Origin of the sequence: Clostridium paraputrificum AGR2156 (genome assembly GCF_000424025.1) — a bacterium.
Taxonomy (GTDB): domain Bacteria; phylum Bacillota; class Clostridia; order Clostridiales; family Clostridiaceae; genus Clostridium; species Clostridium paraputrificum.
In genome coordinates, this window is sequence record NZ_KE384122.1 from 118,313 (window position 1) to 138,565 (window position 20,253).

A 20,253-nucleotide genomic window follows, 5' to 3' on the forward strand; every position below is an offset into this window, starting at 1 on the left:
AACAAGTTTAAATATTTCTAGTAGTAGCGCTGTCCAAGCAAGGCACTTTTTCAAATTGCCTTTCATAGAGTCCTCCTTATTATTCGATTTTGATTACATTAGTACAAATATTCTATTTATTGAATATTTGTATCATATTATATCAGTGTGTCATAAATAAGTACACTGGAAGATGGAGGAAATATGAACAATACAGCAAAAAGAATAAAGAAGTATAAAGAGCTTAAAGCGGATATAGTTGATATAGATATAAGAATACAAGAGTTAGAAGAAGAAATATTAGGAGTATCAGCTCAACCACAAGAAGAAAGAACAGGAAAGACATATAAGATAACTTCTAGTGTAGAGCAACAGGCAGAAAAGCATCTTAAAGAAAAGGATAAGCTACTACAAGCTAAGAATAGAAAGCTTAGAGAGATTGCACGAATAGATAATGCATTAACTATATTAAAAGAAGAAGAAAGAGATATAGTGCAAACAGCATTAATAGATCAAAAGAAATATAATTTATTAGAAATAAAATATAATAGAACTTACTCCAGGATAAAACAAATAGAGTGTGAGGCAATTAAAAAAATGGAGAAGTATCTAGCGTAGTAAGAATTTAGAGAATATATAAGAAAACTATAGAAAAATTATAGAATTGCTTGAAGTAATCTAAAATTAAAAGGTTTATTATATAAGCTAGGAAGTTTGTTTAAACGACCTCTCATTAATTCTCAATACCCTTTTTAAAAAGGCACTTATAGAAATATAGGTGTCTTTTATTGTATAATTATGGTGAGGAGGGGTTGAGAAGTGGATAATTTGAGGACATTTTTAACTGTTATGAGTATGATTTTAACAATTTTAGGGGTATTAATTAAAGGAATAAATGACTTTTTCATAAATGTAATTAAGATGAAATATGAGAATGTACCTGGTAAGCAATCAAGCTTTAGTTTTGTAATTCAAATAATGATTTATATTGTAGGAATAGTAACATTTATAATTTGGTTATTGGGAGCACTAAATATCATTATTACAAAAAGTTCAACAAATGGATATTATAGTATAATAGTAATAATTATTGGAATAATAATTGCATTTTTAATATTTGCGCCAATATTTAATACAACAGTAGTATTCTTTGATGTTATGAATGAATATATAGATAAATTAGAAGGTGGTTCTTTCAATAGGCATAAAGAAAATTATAAAAAAACAATAGTAAAATGGAAAAGGTTATCATTAGTAGTACCTATTATTTCATTAATAATTTTATGTACTCAGCAATATTTAAGCAAAGATAGCTCATTATATATTCTAAATAAGGAAAATAGCACAATATTTGCAGGATATAATTTTTTTCTGGTAGTATGCTTTTTATTTCTTATCAGACTAGAAAGTATATATAATTCAATTATTAGTAATAATTTGTATATTATTAACACGAAGGAAGAAAAAATAAAGTGTAGATTATATTTAGAGTATAGTGAATTTTATTTGATATTTGAAAATGGACATGAGAGATATATAAAGAAAAGTGAAGTAGTTGAGGTTAGAAAGGTTTTAAATTCGAAATAAAAAGAATCCTAGAAATAGGGTTCTTTTTATTTTATATAAAAGGAGAATATATATGTTTAGATTCAATGAAATGATAAGTAATATAAAAATTGATGCAACAGATAAGAAGAATCATAGAGTACAACAATGGTTCTTAAATTCTTTCAGTAAAGCAAATGAAAGGAGCAAGAAAAGAGATGAAGAAAATAACTAGAAAAGAATACATAGAAAGACAAAAGAGAGGTAAGGCAGTAAAGAGAACTAAGAATACTTACTGGGCAATAGAAGTTTAGCCTATAGGAGCCAGTAGAGAAGAATATAATATGAAAGGATGTGAGTACCCCCTTCATCCAATATATTGTGTATTACCACTCTACTGGTTTTAATTATAAAGGAATTTTTCCTATATTTGTAGAAATAGAAATATAGAGGTGATTTAATGGAATATTTATATAATATTTTTACAGGTACAGATAGAATAAGCATAATAATTAGTACAATAATAATTCTTTTGTATGTGTTGGTAATTAGATTTGGTACAGAAAATTTTAATGCTAAGCATTTAGGGAAAAAAGTAGAGAAAGAGTATAGAGAGATGACTAAGTACTCATGGAAGATGAGAACTTATTTTGTTGTAGCTTTTTTTGGAACTATAGTAACATTTATGTCTAATGACAGAATTACTTGGTTTAATTCGGTTGCTTTAGTAGTAATTTCTGTGTTTGAGTTTGCTGATAATAAGAATTTATATAATGAAGCAAAAAGGATATACAATAAGAAAAAGAGCTCTTAATTGGGTTCTTTTTCTCATAATAGGAGGTGGCATTAATGGCCAAGCTAACAGAAAAGCAAAAGAGATTTGTTGATTAATACCAAGTAGATATTAATATTTATTATGAAAAATAAAGGAATTTCCCCATTTTTTATAGAAATTATGTTATTGGGGTGAAGTTGAATGAGTAAAGGAGATTATTTTAATATTATTGCAATTGTTGGAGCAGTAATTACATTTATAGTTACATACTTTAATAAAGAACAAAATAAATATATCAAATTGATAGACAACTATTTTGAGAAATTGTTAGTGCAATATGTTGATTTATATAATAAAGATAATAAAATTAATCCTTTAGATTTTATTAAAGAAAATTATAGCATTAAAGATTATTATATACCTAGCTATATTTTTTATTTAGTTAAAGCAAATAAGAAAGTTGAATTACATAAAGTTTTATTAGAAGACTATAGAAAGAGGTTTCCTAATAATGCAAATGGTATTTTTAGAACTATTGATTATTTAATGTATACATACTCGTTACTTGAAGTATTTGTATTCTCTATTTTATGTATAGTACCAGCACTTGTGATAGTATTAGTTGCGTTATACTCTATAAGTTTTGTAATCGCTGGTTTTGGAGAAGGATTTAAAGAAGGTATTTTAAGTAGTATATCAGGATTAATTGTTCTTGGAATTGTAATTGGTATTGTATTTTATGTGTTAAAATATTTAGTAAAATCAATTTCAAAAGGTATGAAAGATGAATATACAATGAAAAAGGACGAAATAGAAGAGTTGATAAATAAAAAAATAAAGAATTATGATGAGACTATAACCGAATATTATATAATTTAAGAGGTTCTAATAAAAGAACCTTTTTATTTTACGTTAAAGGAGGTGAAATAATGAATATACAAAGTAAGATAAATAAACTAATAAAAGCATTAAATACATATGGATATATCTATTTAGTAAATAGAGAACAATTCTTAAGCAAAACATCAAATAAAATATGTACAGTATATAAGTTATTTCACTTAATGGATATAGAAGATTATAACAGAATGTATCCAGATGATAAGAAAGATACTAATAAATATTCTAGCGTTAAAGTAGAACTATTAAGTACATTTAACCAAATAGAAATATTATTAAAGTTAGTAGAATTATATAAGGAAGTAGGTGGAGCAGATGGATAAGAAGCTTACACCTAAACAAAAAGCTTTTGTTGATTATTATATAGAAACAGGAAATGCAACAGAATCTTATATAAAGGCTGGATATAATAAGAAGGGTGCTAGAGGTAATGCAGCAAGATTGATAGCAAATGATAACATAAAACAATATATAGAAGAACGCCTAGCAAAAATAGAAGATGCAAGAATAGCAAAAGGTGAAGAAGTCCTCCAGTATCTCACAAAGGTAATGAGAGGTGAAGAAAAAGACCAATTTGGTTTAGATCCTTCACTCCAAGATAGAACTAAAGCAGCAGAATTACTAGGTAAGAGATATAGATTGTTTACTGAAAAGGTTGAGGTAGAAGGAGTTCAACAAGTACAGATAGTTGATGATATAGAATGATTAAAGTAAAGTTAAAGTGCATAATAGCTTCAAGCTTCTATGAAGCTCATAAAGATATAAAGCAAGGACTTCACACTCACTACTGGTTTAAAGGTGGTAGAGGTAGTACGAAGTCCTCTTTTATTTCCATAGAGATTGTATTAGGTATGATGAGAGATGCACAAGAAGGAATTATGTCTAATGCATTGATACTTAGAAGAGTTAAAGATACTTTATCAGAATCAGTAAGAGACCAAATAAAGTGGGCAATAGATACTTTAGGTGTAAGTGATGATTGGCATGTACCAGAAGCTAAATTAACAATAACTTATAAGCCTACAGGACAAGTAATAAGGTTTAAAGGTGCTGATAATCCTAAGAAAGTTAAATCTACCAAAGTACCTAAAGGATATATCAAATATATTTGGTATGAGGAAGTAGATGAATTTGAAGGAAAGCATAAGATAGATACAATTAATCAATCTCTTATGAGAGGTGGCCCTAAGTTCTTTGTATTTTACTCATTTAACCCACCAGAAAGTCAAAGGAATTGGTGTAACCAGGAAGTATTAGAAACTAGAAAAGATAAATATGTACATCATAGTGACTATAGAACAGTACCTAAAGAATGGCTAGGAGAGCAGTTTATTATAGAAGCTGAACATATGAAGAAGGTCAATCCTACCAAATATGAACATGATTACTTAGGAGCTGTAACTGGTACTGGGGGAGAAGTATTTAGGAACTTAACTATAAGAGAAATTACAGATGAAGAAATAAAGATATTTGATAGATTAAAGAATGGATTAGACTTTGGTTATGCAGCGGATCCATTAGCTTACTTGTTAATGAACTATGATAAGACTAGAAAGAGATTATATATCTTTGGTGAAGTATATAAGGTTCAATTAAGTAATAGTAAAGCAGTTGAAGAAATAAAGAAGCTTAATCCATTAAATAAAAGGGTTACTGCAGATAGTGCAGAGCCTAGAACAATAAATGAATTTAAGAAATTAGGTTTAAACATAATAGGAGCAAAGAAAGGACCAGATTCAGTAGAACATGGTCTTAAATTTTTGTCTGAGGAAATAGAGGAAATAATAATAGATCCAGTAAGATGTCCTAATGCAAAGAGGGAGTTTGTAGGGTATGAAATAGAGAAAGATAAGGAAGGAAACCTAAAAGGAGAGTACCCAGATAAAGATAATCATACTATTGATGCTTGTAGGTATGGAATGGAAGATGAAATTATAAATAAAAAAGTAAAAGTTAAGAGTAAAGGAAAAATAGGAATAAGATAATTTCGTTTAATTTTGATTTAGCGAAGTAATATAGAAAGTTAGTGTTTAAGCCATTCTAGTAAATTAAATTTTATTAGAATAAGGCTTTTTTGTTTACTATAAGTAAACTTTAGAAGTGATTTTTAAAATTTCGTGTAGGAGGTAAGAAGATGGCAATCATAAAGGATAGAGATTTGCTTAATGAAGATGGTAGCATATCGAATAAGTTATTAATCAAATGTATAGATGAACATAAGAGACTAGTCGATAGATATAGTAAGCTAAACAACTATTATGATGGGGAACACAAGATACTATCTAGAACACTAACAACTGAATCATTGCCTAATAATAAGATAGTAGCAAATCATGCAGAATATATTACAGATATGGCGACAGGGTATGTATTTGGAGCTCCAATAACTTATAGTGGTGATGGAGCAGATGAACTTAATAAAATATTTACTGAAATAGATGAAGATAGCCATAATAATGAGTTAGCTTTAGATATGTCTATATTTGGTGTGGGATATGAGTTGCTTTATATGAATGATGATGAAGTTCCATATCCAGAGTTAGCAGTAGTAAGTCCTTTAAATAGCTTTCTTGTAGTAGATAGTACAGTAAAACAAAAACCTATGTTTGCAGTTACGTATTTTGAAAAAAGAGATATTGAAGGAATGTTAAAAGGATATGATGTTAATGTTTATACTGATAAAAACATTACTCATTATTTCTTTACTGATTTAACTAGTCAATCTCCTACAATAGATGAACCAGAAGAACATTACTTTAGTGATATTCCACTTATAGAGTATAAGAATAACAAAAGACTTAAAGGGGACTTCGAGGGTGTAATAACACTTATAGATGCCTATAATTTATTACAAAGTGATAGAGTAAATGATAAAGAGCAAGTAGTTGATGCTTTATTAGCTGTTATAGGAGCATCTTTAGGTGATAATGAAGAAGAGAAAGTTGAAACAGCAAAGCTATTAAAGGAATTAAAGATTATTGAACTAGATGAGGGTGGAGATGCAAAGTGGTTAGTCAAAAATCTTAATGAAACTGAAATAGAAGTACTTAAAAAAGCATTAAAAGATGATATACACGAGTTTAGTAAAGTACCATGTCTTACTGATGAAAACTTTGTAGGTAATGCTTCTGGTATTGCTATGAAGTACAAGCTATTAGGGTTTGAACAGTTAGGAAGAACTAAGGAAAGATACTTTAAACAAGGATTAAGGCAAAGATTAAAGCTTATGTCTAATATAGAGAATATAAGGGCCAAGAATATTAATCCTAGCAACATAGATATTTCTATGAAACGTTCTTTACCAGTTGATGATGAACTTGCAGCAAGAATAGCACAAGAAACAGAAGGATTTATTTCATGGGAAACTAGAATAAAGAGATTTGATGGTGAAATAGATGTAGATGAAGAAAGAAAGAGACTAGAAGAAGAGAATAAGAAAAAGGTTGAGGACCAGCAAAAGATGTTTGGATCATATGACTTTAAATCTACTGGTGGTGAGGTAGATGAAGAATAATGCTTACTGGACCAGAAGAGCTAACTTAAGAATGGAAGAGTATCACAAAAATAGTGATTCTACTATTCAAAAGATTAGTGCTGCATATGACAAAGCTATAAAAGATATTAATGAAGATATAAATAAAATCTTTTATAAGTACCAGCTAGACAGTGGCTTATCTACTACAGAGGTAAGAGAGCTATTAAATACTAAAATACCCAAGAAGGAATTAGATAGTATTAGAAAAAGGATTTATAATATCCAAGATGAAGAGTTAAAAAGATATATGATGGCCCAGCTTAATGCAGGAGCATATAAGGCTAGGATAACAAGATTAGAAGCTTTAAAAGAGAGTGTATATATCAATACTAAGTTAGCAGCAGATGTTGAGATAAACCAAAGTACAAAACTATATACAGATAATATAAAGAAAGCCTACTACTCAAATACTTTTGATATACAAAAAGGTTTGGGGGTAGGTTTTAATATTGCAGAAATGCCTATAGAAACTATACAAGAGATACTTAAGAATAATTGGAGTGGAAAACACTATAGCAAGCGTGTATGGCATAATACTGATGTATTAGCAAAGCAATTAGAAGAAGTAATAACAAGTGGATTAATGAGTGGTAAAAGTTCAAGAAGGATGGCACAAGAGCTACAAGACTTAACTGATTATGGTAAGTTTGCTTGTGAGAGATTGATAAGGACTGAAACTACTTATGTAACCAATATGGCTGAATTAGAAAGCTATAAAGAATGTGATATAAACAAATATATCTTTATAGCAACCTTAGACTTAAGAACTTCTAGCGTGTGTAGGGAACATGATAGGGAAGTACATGAAGTAGAAAAAGCAGAAGCTGGAGTAAACCTTCCTCCGTTACATCCACATTGCAGAAGTACAACAAGGGCTTACTTAGGAGAAAAGACTTTAAATGATATTAAGAGAAGAGCGAGAGATCCAGAGACAGGAAAGACTTATTTAGTACCTGGAGATATGAAGTATCAAGATTGGTATGATAAGTTTGTTGTTGATAAGTATGGTAAAGGTAAAACAGAAGTTTTTGAGAAGATGATTAAGAATAAAGCTTCGGATAGAAAACAATTTAAGAAGTTTAAGGAGACTTTAGGAAAAGATTCACCTAATACATTGAAAGCATTCCAAGAATTAAAGTATAATAATAGTGAGGAATGGAATCTTGTTAAGGATTATGTAAAATCTAGAGAAAACAACATGATATCTGCATTTACGCCATATAGTCAATATAAAGAATATAAAGCTATTATTGATTCAGATATAGTAGGATTAATAACTAATAACGGAATCAAGATAACAGGTCAAAGTAAACACTTTATAGAAAGAGTTTTTGGAACTAATGAAGATCCTAAAACAAATAGGTCTAGAAGTGGAGTTGAAATTAATGATATTAAGGATGCGCTTTTAAATGGTTCGGTTAGAATCAGAAAAAGTGATCCTAATAGTATAAAATTTATAACAGATAAATGCATGGTTTCAATAAATCCTAAAACAGGAGTTTTAATTCAAACTAATCCATAAAGAAGGGGAGTGGCTATTATGAAGTTTAAACTAAAAAAGAGTTTATTTGATTTGTTAATTAATGTACCAGAAGTTGAACAGTATATAGTTAATAAAGTTGAGGAAAATGATTGTATTGATTTTAGTATAGATATTAAAAATTTAAGGGAAGTACAGTTATTAATAAATGATGAAATAGTACTTAATGGTATGGATAATCAAGATACTGTTAATAGTTTAGGATTAAAGTTATATAAATTATATGATGAAATATCATATCAAAAGGATAATCAATAAAAGCACTTACTAAATTAAAGGGTAGGTGCTTTTATTATGGATAAATTTAAGTCTTAGGAAACTAAGGCTTTTTATTATGCCTTTTATTACTTACTGATAGGCTTTAAAGAACAGGATAGTAAATAATATTTGAATCTAATGGGCATCGAACATTAGGGGCAAGGAGGAAGAAATGTTTATAAGAAATGCAAATTTAAGAAAAAGCTTAGGTATGGGTAGACTACTTGAAGCAGATACAGGAGCAAATGGAGGTTCTGGAACTGGGGCAGATGGTGGCAATGGTGAAGGAGCAGGAGAAGGTACTCAAGGTCAAGAAGGTGGAGACAAGTCTTTTGATGATGTATTAAAGGATAAAAAGTATCAATCTGAATTTGACAAGAGAGTTGCCAAGGCTCTTGAAACTGCTAAGTCAAAGTGGGAGACAGATTACCAAGCTAAAATCCAAGAAGCTAAGACAGAAGCTGAAAAGTTAGCAAAGATGAACGCTGACCAAAAGGCAGAATATGAGAAACAAAAGAAACTAGATGAACTAGCAAAAAGAGAGAAAGATATTACTACTAGAGAATTAAGGGCAACAGCTTATGAAACTCTAGCAGAAAAGAATCTACCTAAGGAGTTAGTAGATATTCTTAACTATGAATCTGCTGAAACTTGCAATAAAAGCATTGAAGCAGTAGAAAAAGCTTTCCAATCTGCAGTAGAGAAAGCAGTAAATGATAAGTTAAGGGGTGGAAATCCTCCTAAAGGTGGACAAGGAAGTAATAATCAATCAACATTTGGTTTTAACTTTGCTGGAGTTAGACCAAAGGAAACAAAATAGATTAAAGAAAGAAGGAATGTAAAATGACAGTAAATTATGCTGAACAATATGCAAGGGAGTTAGCAAATGCATATCCATATGTACTTTATTCAGGTAGATTGTGGAGTACAGAAAATACAAATAAATATAAACCGGTTGATGCAAAGACAATAAAAATACCGAAACTTTCAACTACAGGAAGAGTAAATGGTGATAGAACTAGTATAGGTGATTTTTCACAGAATTTCTCTAATAGTTGGGAAACTAAGGAACTTAAAAATCATAGAATATGGCAAACATTAGTGCATCCACAAGATGTTAATCAAACTAATCAAGTTGCTTCAATATCTAATATTACTAAGACTATGAATGAAACTCAAAAGTTCCCAGAACTTGATGCAATGATGTTCTCCACTCTTTACACATTAAAAAATGCAAAGAAATCAATAGCAGCAGAAGAAGCTGAATTAACTTCTAAAACTGCATTAGCTAAATTTGATGCAATGATGGATGAAATGGATGAGGGATTAGTACCACCGACAGGAAGAATACTTTATGTTGACACTTATACTAAGACTTTATTAGATAATGCGGTAGCTATAGTAAGAACAAATGGAGATAAGGTTTTGTCTAGATCCGTATCAAGACTTGAGGAAGTTGACATAGTTGGTGTACCTACTACTTTAATGAAAACTAATTATACATTTAATGACGGAACATCAGGAGGACAAGAATCAGGAGGGATAAAACCAGGAGATTCGGCTGGAGATATGGCTATGATATTAGTTCATCCATCAGCAGTATTGCCAATAGTATCATACTCATTTGCACAATTACAAGAGCCGTCAGCATTGAGCCAAGGTAAGTATGTATACTTTGAGGAATCATTTGAAGATGTATTTATCTTAGATGAAAGACATGCTGGAATTCAAGTATGTGTTAAGAAAGCTGCAATTTAGTAAGAGAGGGTAAAACCTCTCTTTTGTTATGAGGTGTTATTATGGCACAGTTAGAAAAGTTAAAAATAAGGCTAGGAATTAGTGATAATAGCGAAGATAATCTATTAAATATACTTTTAGAAGATGCAGAAGGTGAGATATTAGACTTCTGCAATAGAGATATACTTCCAGATAAAGCACAGGTTCTACAAAGGGAATTAGCTATTACTTACTATAATCGTATAGGAAGTGAAGGAGAAGCTTCTAGGAGTGAAGGAGGAGTATCTGTAAGTTATTCTACAGAGATACCAGAGAATATTAAAAGTAGATTACTAGCTTTTAGAAGACTTAAGTTAGTAGGTGTTGCAAATGCGAATAAAGAATAAAAAGACTTATTACCTTAAGAAGAAAACAGTAATTAAAGATAATGAAGGTGGTAAATATCCAGGATATTCAGAGCCTATAGAAATACAAGCAAATATATATCCGGCGAGTGGGAAATTACAAGCTGAAATATATGGAGAAAGGCTTAATTACATCTCAAATATGCTATATGATGGATCAAAAACTTTAAATGAAGGTGATGGCATATGTGTATATGTTTCTAAAGAAAGTGAACCAGATTACAAAGTTATAAGCATTAAGCGATATTCACATCTATTTATTGAATTGGAGAAGATATAAAAATGGGCAAGAGCGTTGTTGGTTTAGATAGTCTTTTTAAAAAATTAGATAAATTAGGTGGAAATGTTGATGAAGTACTTTATAAGAGTATGCAACAGCAAGGTGAGTTAGTAAAAGGTGATGCAAAAGACTTATGTCCTACTGGTGATACTGGTGATTTGAGACAGAGTATTCATAGGCAAACTAAAAGGTATAAAGACAAGATAGTATCTAAAGTTTATACAAATAATGAATATGCAGGATATGTTGAGTTTGGTACAGGAAAAAAAGGAGAAACAACTCCTACAGTAGATAAATATCCTGGTCCTCTATCTTATAAGCAAGATAAGTGGAAAGTTAATATTCCAGATGTAGGGGTAAGGTGGATAGAAGGTCAACCAGCTCAACCTTATTTATACCCTGCATTAAAGAACAATGAAGAAAAAGTAATAGAGAATATAAAAGAAGATGTTAAGAAAGCTATAAAGGAGGTAGCAAAGAAATGATTAATGTTAAGGATCAAATTTTTAATGCTATCAAAGATATATCTTCCAATGTAAGTGATAGCTACCCGTCAGAATGGGCGAATTTACCCGCTATACAGTATGTAGAAGAGGATAACAAGGTATATGAGTTTACAGATGGAAAAGAGGACAAATCTTATATAAGATATAAAATTGATATTTGGCACAATAGGAGTACTTCTGAATTTGCTTTAGAAGTAGATAAAAAGGTATCTGCATTAGGGTTAAGGAGAACATTATGCCAAGATGTAGCTGACCCTAGTGGGTTACGCCATAAAGTAATGAGATATGAGGGGATTATAGATAATATTACCCAGTTTGTATATCAATAAAAGGAGGAATGAAAATGTTAGCTAATGGAACTAAGTTAGGATTTAAGAAAAGCGGTGCAGAACCGGATGTGTATACAGATTTACCAGGCTTAAAGGAAATACCTGAATTAGGTATAGAACCAGAAAAAGTTGAAAATACTTGTTTAAGTGATAAAGTAAAGCAATATGAAAATGGAATAGGAGATGCAGGGGATTTAGAATTTAAATTTAAGTATGAAAATTCTAGCGCAACTAGTCCATATAGGATATTAAGAAAAGCACAAGAAGATGGTGAAGTATTGAGCTTTGAAGAAACATTACCAGATGGAACAAAGTTCAATTGGAAAGCACAAGTAAGTGTCAAATTAGGTGGCGGTGGAGTAAATGGGGTTATAGAATTTACTCTTAAGATGGCACTTCAAAGTGAAATAACAGTAGTTGATCCAAGTTAAGTATTTAGTATCTTTTATTCTCCATATATTTAGTCTATAATTACATTATTAGGAGATATATGGAGGGTATTTGATGATTATTGATAAAGTTGAATTCAAAAGATTAAAAAAAGAAGGCGGAAGATTAAGATGTATAATTATCGTAGATTCTAATTTTGGAAGTGGTAATTTATGTGTTAATAACTATGGTATATTTTTTGAACAAGCTTTTAAAGATAAGCATTTTATAAGTTTTGAATCAATTAAAAGTTTTGATGTTAATAGCCTTAATATTCATATCGTTTACGAAGAAGATTATAAAATTAGTTTTGTTTGTAAGAAGCAAAAGCATGTTATAGAGTTATATAATGAATATGCAAAGTATAATCATTTTGATATATTAACAGCAGAGGATATTAGAAATGAAAAAAGAGAGCATAATGAAGCTGAAAAACAGAGAAAGAAAGAACTTTTTGAAAAAATAATGGCTACTGATCCAGAAGTATCTCAAAGTAAACATAGAACCGTAAGTTATACGCCAATTAAAGAAAAATCAGTATGCTGCCCAAAGTGTGGCAGTACTCAATTAACTACTAATAAAAAAGGATATAGTTTAGGAAAAGCGATAGCTGGAGGAGTAATAACTTTAACTCCAATAGTAGGTGTTGCTACTGGATTAATAGGTAAAAATAAAATAATAATAACTTGTTTAAATTGTGGAAAGCAGTTTAAACCAGGAAAGAGATAAGCACTTACAGTTTGTAGGTGCTTTTTATTATGTAAAAGAAAGGATGATATTAAATGGCAAGAAAACAATTTGCTATATGGCAAGTAGGAGATGAAGAGTATAAGTTAAAGCTTAAGACTTCTACTTTATGTGATTTAGAAGAAAAATTAGGTACTAGTTTAATGAATGTATTAGGTAATGGGAATATGCCTGCATTAAAAATAATGCTTACGATAACGCATTATGCTATGAAAGATTATAATGCAAATATTAAATTCAAAGATGTTCAAAATCTATTTGATAAGTATGTTGATGAAGGTGGAAGCCAATTAGAGTTTTTCACTAAAGTGATTATGGATATTTATAAGGTGAGTGGTTTTTTTACAGAATCTCAAACAGAGATGATGGAGGAGAAACAAGAAGAGATGAAGGAAATGCTGGAATAATAAATAGTTATACTGAATTAATAGAAGGATTATACCCACAGTTTTTAGATATGGGATATAGTCCTTCTTTGTTTTGGGATTCTTCACTTCAAGAAGTTTATGACTTAATGGATAGCTACAACAGAAGAAAGAAAAATGAAATTAATGAGCTAGAGGATAAGCTAAAGGCTGAAATATCTCTTAATGCAGTATTAGCAAGACAGATAGGAGAATATGTAGCAAGTTTATTTAATAAAGAAGCTCAATTAACTCCATTAAATAAATTTTTTCCTAGTCTTTTTGCAGAAGACAAAGAAGAAGTTAATAATGATATGGCATTATATAAAGCTAAGATGGAGGAATATGCTTATAGGCATAATCAAAAATTAAGAAAGGAGGAGTAACATGGATGGTATGACTTTAGAAAAACTTCAAGTATTAATAGAAGCACAAACTAAGGGTTTTAGGGATGAAATAAATAAGGTGCAAAGTGAAGTTAAAAGAATGACTAATACTGTTAATAACGAAGTTAATAAAGTTAAAAATATCTTTAAGTCTCTTGGAAGATTTGTAGTGACTCTAGGTATAGGTAAGATATTTGTTAATAGTGTTCAAAGTGCAATGAAAGTAGAATCAGCTATTCAACAGATTACAAGAACCATGGGCGAGAGTACTAATCAATTCTTAAAGTGGTCAAAGGCTAATGCATTAGCATTTAATATGTCACAAAGTGATGCAATGAATTATGGAGCTATATTTTCTAATTTAGTAAGTACATTCAGTAATGGTACTCAACAAACTTTACAATATACTACAGATTTATTAAAAGCTTCTTCTATTATAGCTAGTGGTACTGGTAGAACTATGGAAGATGTAATGGAACGTATTAGATCTGGTTTACTTGGTAATACAGAAGCCATTGAAGACTTAGGAGTTAATGTAAATGTTGCTATGCTACAGAGTACAGAAGCATTTAAAAGATTTGCTAATGGCAAATCGTGGGACCAATTATCTTTCCAAACACAACAACAAATTAGATTAATGGCAATATTAGAGCAAACAAGCAATAAGTTTGGTGGAGAAGTATTTAGCAATACAAACTCTAGCCTACAACAATTTGTGGCAGTTCTTAAAGATGTTGCTTTAAATATAGGAAATGCTTTCTTACCTATTATGAATGTAGTAATGCCTATTTTAACTAACTTTGCTATGGGACTAAGAACTGTAACAGGATATGTTGCAGCATTTATGCAAACGCTATTCGGATATAAGCCCTCTAGCAAAACTGGTGTGGGAGGAGCAACAGGACAAGTTAATGCATTAGGTAATGCTGCTACTAAAACTGGAGAAAAAGCTAAGAAGGCACAAAAAGAAGTAAGTAGACTTCTAGGTGGATTTGATGAAATAAATGTATTAAGTAAAAATAGTAGTTCTGATAGTGGAAACACAGGAATAAGTGCACCCATAGGTGGAGGATTATTAGACTTTAGTAATGCGGAAATACTTGAACCAGATACAAGTGGATTGGAAGCTGCAGTAAATAAGTTTAAAGATATTTTTAGACCAGTTGCAGAAAGCTTTGAAAGCTTAAAAAAATCATTAAATCCATTTATAGATAATGTAGCAGAGAATTTGAAATGGTTTTGGGATGAAATATTAGTACCATTTGGTACATGGAGTATATCTAGTCTTATTCCAGCATTTTTTAATGTTTTAGCCGGAGCATTAGATATAATAAATCCGATAATAGATGTTTTTCAGGAACAAGGAGCTTGGTTGTGGGAGAGATTTTTACAGCCTATAGCTAGTTGGACAGGAGGAGTTATAGTAGATGTTCTAAATGGATTAGCAAATGTATTGAAATCTATTGGAAATTGGATGAAAGAACATAAAACAATTGTAAATGCTATGACAACAGTTGTTGTTTCATTTTTTGCAGCATGGAAGCTAACAGAACTTATGGGATTTATTCAAATGAGTGGAGGTATAGCAGGAGCGTTTGCAAAAATCACAAAAGCAATAAAAGCATGTACATTAGCGAAGTTAATAGATAAAGCAGAAACTATCTATTTAACTGCATTATATGCAAAAGACTTTATAGTTTCAGTAGCAAAAGGGACAGTTGAATTAATTAAACAAGCAGGTCAATGGACTATAAACACAGGATTAAAAATAGCAAATACAGCAGCACAAGTTGCAATGAATGTTGCTACTGGTGCATGGAATGTTATATGTGGGATTGCTACAGCAACTACAAGTGCATTTGGAGCAGCAATAGCATTTTTGACTAGTCCTATAGGCTTAGTTATTATAGCAATAGGAGCAGTTATTGCTATAGGTGTGTTACTTGTAAAGCACTGGGATGAAGTTAAAGAAAAATGTGGACAAGTATGGAATTGGATCAAAGACAAGTTTAACCAATTTAAAGAATGGCTAGGCAATGTATTTGCTACTGATTGGAGCGAAAAGTTTGGTTTCCTAGGAGATATACTAAATGCATATCTAACTAATGTAAAGAATGTTCTAGATGGAGTTAAAAGATTTTTCAGCGGTATTATTGATTTTATAGCTGGTGTATTTACAGGTAACTGGGATAGAGCTTGGAAAGGCGTTAAAAACATATTTAAAGGAATATGGGATAGCTTTACTGGAATAGCTAAAGCACCTATAAATATGATTATTGGACTTATTAATGGAATGATAAGTGCAATTAATGTAGCTATTAGAGGAATAAACAAGTTGAGTTGGGAGGTCCCTAGTTGGGTACCAATTATAGGTGGAGAAACTTGGGGATTCGATATACCACAGCTCGGAAAAGTTCCATACCTAGCTAAAGGTGGTATTGTAGATAGTGCCACTCTTGCTGTAATAGGAGAACGAGGTAGAGAAGTTGTAATGCCTTTAGAAAATAATACAGGGTGGATTAGTCTATTAGCAGATAAATTAGCTTCTAGAATGCCACAGGGAGGAAATTCTTCATATCCAAGTGGTCCTTTATCAATAATATTAGAGATTAGTGGAACGGAACTTGGAAGAGTAGTTATAGACAATATGAATAAGCTATTTAGACAAGAAGGAAAAATTTTATTAGATTTATAGGAGGTAGTTATAGATGATAAAGATTAATGGAGTGGCTATAGCTACTCCTAAGATTTATGAAGCTACGGTTAGTGATTTAGATGGTGAATCTAATAGAAATGCTGCTGGACAGCTTATTAGAGATAGAATAGCAGTAAAAAGAAAATTAAATCTTGAGTGGGGACCATTATCCCAAAGTGAAATAGCTCCGATACTAAATGCTGTATCTGGAGTTTTTTTTACGGTTACTTTTCCAGATCCACAATTAGGAATTATAACCAAAACTATGTATGTAGGAGATAGAACTGCTCCAGCATATCAGTATATTGATGAAGAGGTTAAGTGGAGTGGATTAAAACTTAATTTAATAGAAAAGTAGGAGGTGGTTAGATGTATAGTGTTAGTCCTATTTATTTAAATAAGATTAAAGAACCAACAAGAACAGTAGCTATTAAAGTCATTATAGGAGATAGAATACTAGATAATACAGAGGTCCAAAGCCTTAATGTAGAATATACCTTTGGTAATAACGGAATACCAGCTATAGGAGGAGTGACATCTTCAAAGCTTAGCTTAGAGTTATTAAGAATAGGGAATACACCTTCTTACTTTACTACTCAAACTATTAAACCATCTGTAGCGATAGATGATGGAATAGGTAATTTAATGTGGGTACCATTAGGAACATTTTATCCTAATCCGGATTCTATAAAAAGGACAGATAATAAGGTTAGTATAGAATGCTTTGATATTATAGAGAGCTATAGCAATGTTAAGTATGAATCTGGGCTAAAATATCCTACATCAGTTACTAATGTAGTTAATGAATTAAAGAATAAATACAAGGTGATATTTAAAGATGTAGTATTACCAAACGTAAATGTTAAAGTGTTGCCTACTGGTTCTATAAGGGATGTGCTTATGATTATTGCAGAGCTATTGACTGCTAATTGCTTAGTAAATAGAGATAATGAAATAGAATTTAGAAGTTTTAATACAGTAGAGTTTGACTTAGATACAAACAATTATATAGATTTTACTTTAAAGAGTGATAGTAATATTAAAATATCTAAGCTTATATGCAAAAAAGGTGAAGATATATTTCAATATGGGGATGATACAGGAGCGACATTAGAGTTTGAGAACGAAAATATTTCTTCTAATGCAGAACTAAAAGTAATTTATGATAGAATGTTTCCTTTTACTTATCCATCTTATGATTTAAAGGTACAGGGAATGCCACATTTGGAATGTGGAGATATCATAAAGTTAACAGATAAGAAAAGTGTTTTAAGATCAATTCCAATTGGAGTTCATAAACTTAGTTTTAATGGGGGACTAATTTCTAATATTAGTGCAAATGTACCGAGTACAAATAATAGTGTAGGATCTACAGGAAATAAATCAATAAGTCAAACTGCAAATACTGCTTTAATAAATTCAATAAAGGCTAATGAAATACTAGCAGGTAATATTACTGCTGATAATTTAGCTGCTAACTGTATTACAGCAGATAAGATAGATGCAAAGGCAATTACAGCAGATAAAATAAAAGCAGTTGTTATTGAAGCAATAAATGCATCCATTGAAGAAGCAACAATAGATAGTGCAAAAATAGATGTAGCTGAAATAGCAAGTATTGTTGCAAAGGATTTAGTTGTAGGAAATGCACAGATTACTGATTTAGAAGCAGAGAAAATTAAGACAGGTAATTTAATAGCTGATGTTATGAAAGCCAATGCTATTACCGCTATAAATTTAAATGCATCAAATGCAACAATAGATAGTGCAAAGATTGGAAACTTATCAGCAGATAAAATGTCTACTAATGTAATTGATGCTATAAATGCATATATAGGTGATGCAACTATTGATTCTGCTAAAATAGGCAATTTAGATGCAAATAAAATTATTACTGGTGATTTATCTGCTGATAGGATTAAAGCAGGGGTAATAAGTGCAATTAATTTATCAACAGATACTGCAACAATAAATAGTGCAAAGATTGGTAATTTAAGTGCTGATAAAATAACAACTGGTGATATATCTACAGATAGAATGAAAGCTAATGCAATAAATGCAATAAATGCTACTATTGGAGATGCAGTTATAAGCTCTGCCAAAATAGCTAATTTAGATGCAAGTAAAATAACTACTGGTACTTTATCTGCGGATAGAATAAAAGCAGGAAGTATAGATGCTACAAAAATAAATTCAGAAACCATTTCTGCAATAGAAGTAAGTGCTGGGGAGTTAGTAGCTAATAAAATAGCATCTGGTGAAATTAAAGTAGGTAATGCAAATATAGTAGATGGTACTATATCTGGAGCAAAAATAGCAAAAGCATCTATTTCCGAAGCTCAAATAGCAAAGGCAACTATTACAGATGCATCTATTAAAAGTTTAAATGCCAATAAAATAACTGCTGGTAAAATTGATGCAACAAAGGTTAATATAAGTTCAACAAGTGGTAAGTTATCAATAGCAGATAATACAATTACCATAAAAGATAACCAAGCTACTCCAAAAACAAGAGTACAAATAGGATTAGATGCAAGAGGTAACTATGGAATATATGTTTTAAATGCATCTGGTCAAGCTATTTTTGATTCTGAAAAAGGGGTATTAGCTCCAGAAGGATTAAATAACAATGTAGTAACTACAGATAAAATTAAAGATGAAGCAATAGGAAGCTCAAAATTAAATATAGATGAATTATTTGTAGGTGATAATGCATTTATTAAGAGCTTAAAGGCAGTTGAAATTGATGCAGCAAATATAACTACTGGTAAGATTAGCTCTGAAAGATTAGATATAAATGGATTAGTTACTTTTGATACATTAGATAAAACACTTCAACCTATTTTTAATGTTCAAGGAGATAAGACTTATATAAATGGTGGAATGATAGCTACTAATACTATAAAGGCAGATAAGATAGATTTATTATCTGGATTAACTGTAAATGGTGCAGATGGTAAACCAGTATTTGCTATAGGTAAAGTAGATGGAAAAGATGGAGTAGGTACTGTAGAGATTAATGGGTGGTTACATTCTTCTAACTATGTAAAAGGTAAATCTGGATATACTATAAATACAGATGGAACTGCGGAAATTAATCAAGCAACAATTAGAGGTACTTTAGATGTATTGGATGCAGGAGTAACTAATACTGGTACTGCTGCAACAGATGTTAGAATATGGGCTGGTGGAAGCTATGAAAATAGAGCATCTGCTAAATTCAGAGTTAATAAGAATGGTGATTTATACGCAACTAATGCAACTTTAGCAGGTATTCTATATGGAGAGATAGAAAGTAATAACCTACACGTAAAAGATAGTATATTAACTATTAAGGATAAAGTAAAGCTATCAGAAACAAGTTGTAGTTTTAATACAGATGTTACTATTAATAATAAAGTTAAATATTCTACTGGTAACAATTCTCTAGAATTAAAAGATACTAATTTTATGGTTAATTCAGCCCAAGCTTCTGTATCAATAGATAAGAGTTCTGGAGCATATGGTGGCTTAAATATTATTGGATGTTCACAAGGTCATCATATTTTTAGAGGGTCGACCGCTTCTGATAAGTTGGGAACTTTAGTTATAGATGCAGAAGGAAACCAAGGACAAAGAGGAGATTTTAGCTTCACTAGAAAAAACTATGCCGAAAAGTGCAAAGTTGATATAGATGGAGATTTAACTATATGTGAGAAGATTAATTCAACAGTTCAACAAATTGAAATGAGAAGTGTTAAAAATTCTAGCTGGGATGGCTGGGGATTTTATGCTAATTAAGGGAAGGTTATAAGCCTTCCTTTT

Annotated in this window: 24 protein-coding genes; all 24 read left to right on the forward strand. The window is 30.6% G+C overall.

The window, feature by feature from the left end:
- The first annotated feature begins 183 nt into the window (after positions 1–183).
- The 24 genes from G594_RS0115280 to G594_RS0115410 all read left to right on the forward strand — a co-directional run bounded on the left by G594_RS0115280 (position 184) and on the right by G594_RS0115410 (position 20,229).
- Positions 184–597: a sigma factor-like helix-turn-helix DNA-binding protein gene (locus tag G594_RS0115280; RefSeq protein ID WP_027099342.1), complete on the forward strand. Its 414-nt coding sequence runs from the start codon at positions 184–186 to the stop codon at positions 595–597.
- A 201-nt stretch (positions 598–798) separates the two neighbouring features.
- The gene (locus G594_RS0115285; protein WP_027099343.1) at positions 799–1,566 is read left to right on the forward strand and encodes a hypothetical protein; all 768 of its coding nucleotides are present in this window, start codon (positions 799–801) and stop codon (positions 1,564–1,566) included.
- Positions 1,567–1,618: 52 nt separating this feature from the next.
- Positions 1,619–1,759 (forward strand): hypothetical protein, encoded by a 141-nt coding sequence (locus tag G594_RS20210; protein WP_155849327.1) that lies wholly within the window; start codon positions 1,619–1,621, stop codon positions 1,757–1,759.
- Between the two features lie 225 nt (positions 1,760–1,984).
- Entirely contained in the window at positions 1,985–2,338 is a 354-nt protein-coding gene (locus G594_RS0115300; protein WP_027099344.1) for a hypothetical protein, read from the forward strand.
- Between the two features lie 162 nt (positions 2,339–2,500).
- Positions 2,501–3,178: a hypothetical protein gene (locus G594_RS19760; RefSeq protein ID WP_051196047.1), complete on the forward strand. Its 678-nt coding sequence runs from the start codon at positions 2,501–2,503 to the stop codon at positions 3,176–3,178.
- Positions 3,179–3,228: 50 nt separating this feature from the next.
- Entirely contained in the window at positions 3,229–3,522 is a 294-nt protein-coding gene (locus tag G594_RS0115315; protein WP_027099345.1) for a hypothetical protein, read from the forward strand.
- Positions 3,515–3,904, forward strand: a complete 390-nt coding sequence (locus tag G594_RS0115320; RefSeq protein WP_027099346.1) for a terminase small subunit — start codon at positions 3,515–3,517, stop codon at positions 3,902–3,904. Before G594_RS0115315 ends, G594_RS0115320 begins: the two co-directional genes overlap by 8 nt.
- A complete protein-coding gene (locus G594_RS19175) occupies positions 3,901–5,184 on the forward strand; it encodes a PBSX family phage terminase large subunit (protein WP_034866964.1) in 1,284 nt (427 codons plus the stop codon). Before G594_RS0115320 ends, G594_RS19175 begins: the two co-directional genes overlap by 4 nt.
- Before the next feature lie 149 nt (positions 5,185–5,333).
- Positions 5,334–6,713 carry a phage portal protein gene (locus G594_RS0115335; RefSeq protein WP_051196048.1) on the forward strand — a complete coding sequence of 460 codons (1,380 nt, stop codon included), beginning with the start codon at positions 5,334–5,336 and terminating at the stop codon, positions 6,711–6,713.
- The gene (locus G594_RS19180) at positions 6,703–8,256 is read left to right on the forward strand and encodes a minor capsid protein (protein ID WP_051196049.1); all 1,554 of its coding nucleotides are present in this window, start codon (positions 6,703–6,705) and stop codon (positions 8,254–8,256) included. The genes G594_RS0115335 and G594_RS19180 overlap by 11 nt, the downstream gene beginning before the upstream one ends.
- Before the next feature lie 18 nt (positions 8,257–8,274).
- Positions 8,275–8,532 (forward strand): hypothetical protein, encoded by a 258-nt coding sequence (locus tag G594_RS0115345; protein WP_027099348.1) that lies wholly within the window; start codon positions 8,275–8,277, stop codon positions 8,530–8,532.
- 172 nt (positions 8,533–8,704) lie between these two features.
- Positions 8,705–9,352 (forward strand): DUF4355 domain-containing protein, encoded by a 648-nt coding sequence (locus G594_RS19185; protein ID WP_051196050.1) that lies wholly within the window; start codon positions 8,705–8,707, stop codon positions 9,350–9,352.
- A gap of 23 nt (positions 9,353–9,375) precedes the next feature.
- The gene (locus G594_RS0115355; protein WP_027099349.1) at positions 9,376–10,290 is read left to right on the forward strand and encodes a hypothetical protein; all 915 of its coding nucleotides are present in this window, start codon (positions 9,376–9,378) and stop codon (positions 10,288–10,290) included.
- 41 nt (positions 10,291–10,331) lie between these two features.
- The gene (locus G594_RS0115360) at positions 10,332–10,655 is read left to right on the forward strand and encodes a phage head-tail connector protein (protein ID WP_027099350.1); all 324 of its coding nucleotides are present in this window, start codon (positions 10,332–10,334) and stop codon (positions 10,653–10,655) included.
- Entirely contained in the window at positions 10,639–10,953 is a 315-nt protein-coding gene (locus G594_RS0115365; protein ID WP_081663739.1) for a hypothetical protein, read from the forward strand. Before G594_RS0115360 ends, G594_RS0115365 begins: the two co-directional genes overlap by 17 nt.
- A gap of 2 nt (positions 10,954–10,955) precedes the next feature.
- Positions 10,956–11,438: an HK97-gp10 family putative phage morphogenesis protein gene (locus tag G594_RS0115370; protein ID WP_027099352.1), complete on the forward strand. Its 483-nt coding sequence runs from the start codon at positions 10,956–10,958 to the stop codon at positions 11,436–11,438.
- Positions 11,435–11,788, forward strand: a complete 354-nt coding sequence (locus tag G594_RS0115375) for a hypothetical protein (RefSeq protein WP_027099353.1) — start codon at positions 11,435–11,437, stop codon at positions 11,786–11,788. Before G594_RS0115370 ends, G594_RS0115375 begins: the two co-directional genes overlap by 4 nt.
- Positions 11,789–11,802: 14 nt before the next feature.
- Positions 11,803–12,219 (forward strand): phage tail tube protein, encoded by a 417-nt coding sequence (locus G594_RS0115380; protein WP_027099354.1) that lies wholly within the window; start codon positions 11,803–11,805, stop codon positions 12,217–12,219.
- Positions 12,220–12,292: 73 nt separating this feature from the next.
- Positions 12,293–12,946 carry a hypothetical protein gene (locus G594_RS19765; protein WP_051196051.1) on the forward strand — a complete coding sequence of 218 codons (654 nt, stop codon included), beginning with the start codon at positions 12,293–12,295 and terminating at the stop codon, positions 12,944–12,946.
- A gap of 53 nt (positions 12,947–12,999) precedes the next feature.
- Positions 13,000–13,371, forward strand: coding sequence for a DUF6096 family protein (locus tag G594_RS0115390; RefSeq protein WP_027099355.1), 372 nt, complete (start codon positions 13,000–13,002; stop codon positions 13,369–13,371).
- A gap of 50 nt (positions 13,372–13,421) precedes the next feature.
- Positions 13,422–13,754 carry a hypothetical protein gene (locus G594_RS0115395; protein WP_027099356.1) on the forward strand — a complete coding sequence of 111 codons (333 nt, stop codon included), beginning with the start codon at positions 13,422–13,424 and terminating at the stop codon, positions 13,752–13,754.
- A gap of 1 nt (position 13,755) precedes the next feature.
- Entirely contained in the window at positions 13,756–16,449 is a 2,694-nt protein-coding gene (locus G594_RS19770) for a phage tail tape measure protein (RefSeq protein ID WP_051196052.1), read from the forward strand.
- Positions 16,450–16,462: 13 nt separating this feature from the next.
- Positions 16,463–16,807, forward strand: a complete 345-nt coding sequence (locus G594_RS0115405; RefSeq protein ID WP_027099357.1) for a DUF6711 family protein — start codon at positions 16,463–16,465, stop codon at positions 16,805–16,807.
- An 11-nt stretch (positions 16,808–16,818) separates the two neighbouring features.
- A complete protein-coding gene (locus G594_RS0115410) occupies positions 16,819–20,229 on the forward strand; it encodes a phage tail tip fiber protein (protein WP_027099358.1) in 3,411 nt (1,136 codons plus the stop codon).
- Positions 20,230–20,253 lie beyond the last annotated feature (24 nt).

Coding starts and splice junctions, on each gene's coding strand:
- G594_RS0115280 (WP_027099342.1), top strand. CDS start 184: ATGAACAATACAGCAAAAAGAATAAAGAAGTATAAAGAGCTTAAAGCG.
- G594_RS20210 (WP_155849327.1), top strand. CDS start 1,619: ATGTTTAGATTCAATGAAATGATAAGTAATATAAAAATTGATGCAACA.
- G594_RS0115300 (WP_027099344.1), top strand. CDS start 1,985: ATGGAATATTTATATAATATTTTTACAGGTACAGATAGAATAAGCATA.
- G594_RS19760 (WP_051196047.1), top strand. CDS start 2,501: ATGAGTAAAGGAGATTATTTTAATATTATTGCAATTGTTGGAGCAGTA.
- G594_RS0115315 (WP_027099345.1), top strand. CDS start 3,229: ATGAATATACAAAGTAAGATAAATAAACTAATAAAAGCATTAAATACA.
- G594_RS0115320 (WP_027099346.1), top strand. CDS start 3,515: ATGGATAAGAAGCTTACACCTAAACAAAAAGCTTTTGTTGATTATTAT.
- G594_RS19175 (WP_034866964.1), top strand. CDS start 3,901: ATGATTAAAGTAAAGTTAAAGTGCATAATAGCTTCAAGCTTCTATGAA.
- G594_RS0115335 (WP_051196048.1), top strand. CDS start 5,334: ATGGCAATCATAAAGGATAGAGATTTGCTTAATGAAGATGGTAGCATA.
- G594_RS19180 (WP_051196049.1), top strand. CDS start 6,703: ATGAAGAATAATGCTTACTGGACCAGAAGAGCTAACTTAAGAATGGAA.
- G594_RS0115345 (WP_027099348.1), top strand. CDS start 8,275: ATGAAGTTTAAACTAAAAAAGAGTTTATTTGATTTGTTAATTAATGTA.
- G594_RS19185 (WP_051196050.1), top strand. CDS start 8,705: ATGTTTATAAGAAATGCAAATTTAAGAAAAAGCTTAGGTATGGGTAGA.
- G594_RS0115355 (WP_027099349.1), top strand. CDS start 9,376: ATGACAGTAAATTATGCTGAACAATATGCAAGGGAGTTAGCAAATGCA.
- G594_RS0115360 (WP_027099350.1), top strand. CDS start 10,332: ATGGCACAGTTAGAAAAGTTAAAAATAAGGCTAGGAATTAGTGATAAT.
- G594_RS0115365 (WP_081663739.1), top strand. CDS start 10,639: ATGCGAATAAAGAATAAAAAGACTTATTACCTTAAGAAGAAAACAGTA.
- G594_RS0115370 (WP_027099352.1), top strand. CDS start 10,956: ATGGGCAAGAGCGTTGTTGGTTTAGATAGTCTTTTTAAAAAATTAGAT.
- G594_RS0115375 (WP_027099353.1), top strand. CDS start 11,435: ATGATTAATGTTAAGGATCAAATTTTTAATGCTATCAAAGATATATCT.
- G594_RS0115380 (WP_027099354.1), top strand. CDS start 11,803: ATGTTAGCTAATGGAACTAAGTTAGGATTTAAGAAAAGCGGTGCAGAA.
- G594_RS19765 (WP_051196051.1), top strand. CDS start 12,293: ATGATTATTGATAAAGTTGAATTCAAAAGATTAAAAAAAGAAGGCGGA.
- G594_RS0115390 (WP_027099355.1), top strand. CDS start 13,000: ATGGCAAGAAAACAATTTGCTATATGGCAAGTAGGAGATGAAGAGTAT.
- G594_RS0115395 (WP_027099356.1), top strand. CDS start 13,422: ATGGGATATAGTCCTTCTTTGTTTTGGGATTCTTCACTTCAAGAAGTT.
- G594_RS19770 (WP_051196052.1), top strand. CDS start 13,756: ATGGATGGTATGACTTTAGAAAAACTTCAAGTATTAATAGAAGCACAA.
- G594_RS0115405 (WP_027099357.1), top strand. CDS start 16,463: ATGATAAAGATTAATGGAGTGGCTATAGCTACTCCTAAGATTTATGAA.
- G594_RS0115410 (WP_027099358.1), top strand. CDS start 16,819: ATGTATAGTGTTAGTCCTATTTATTTAAATAAGATTAAAGAACCAACA.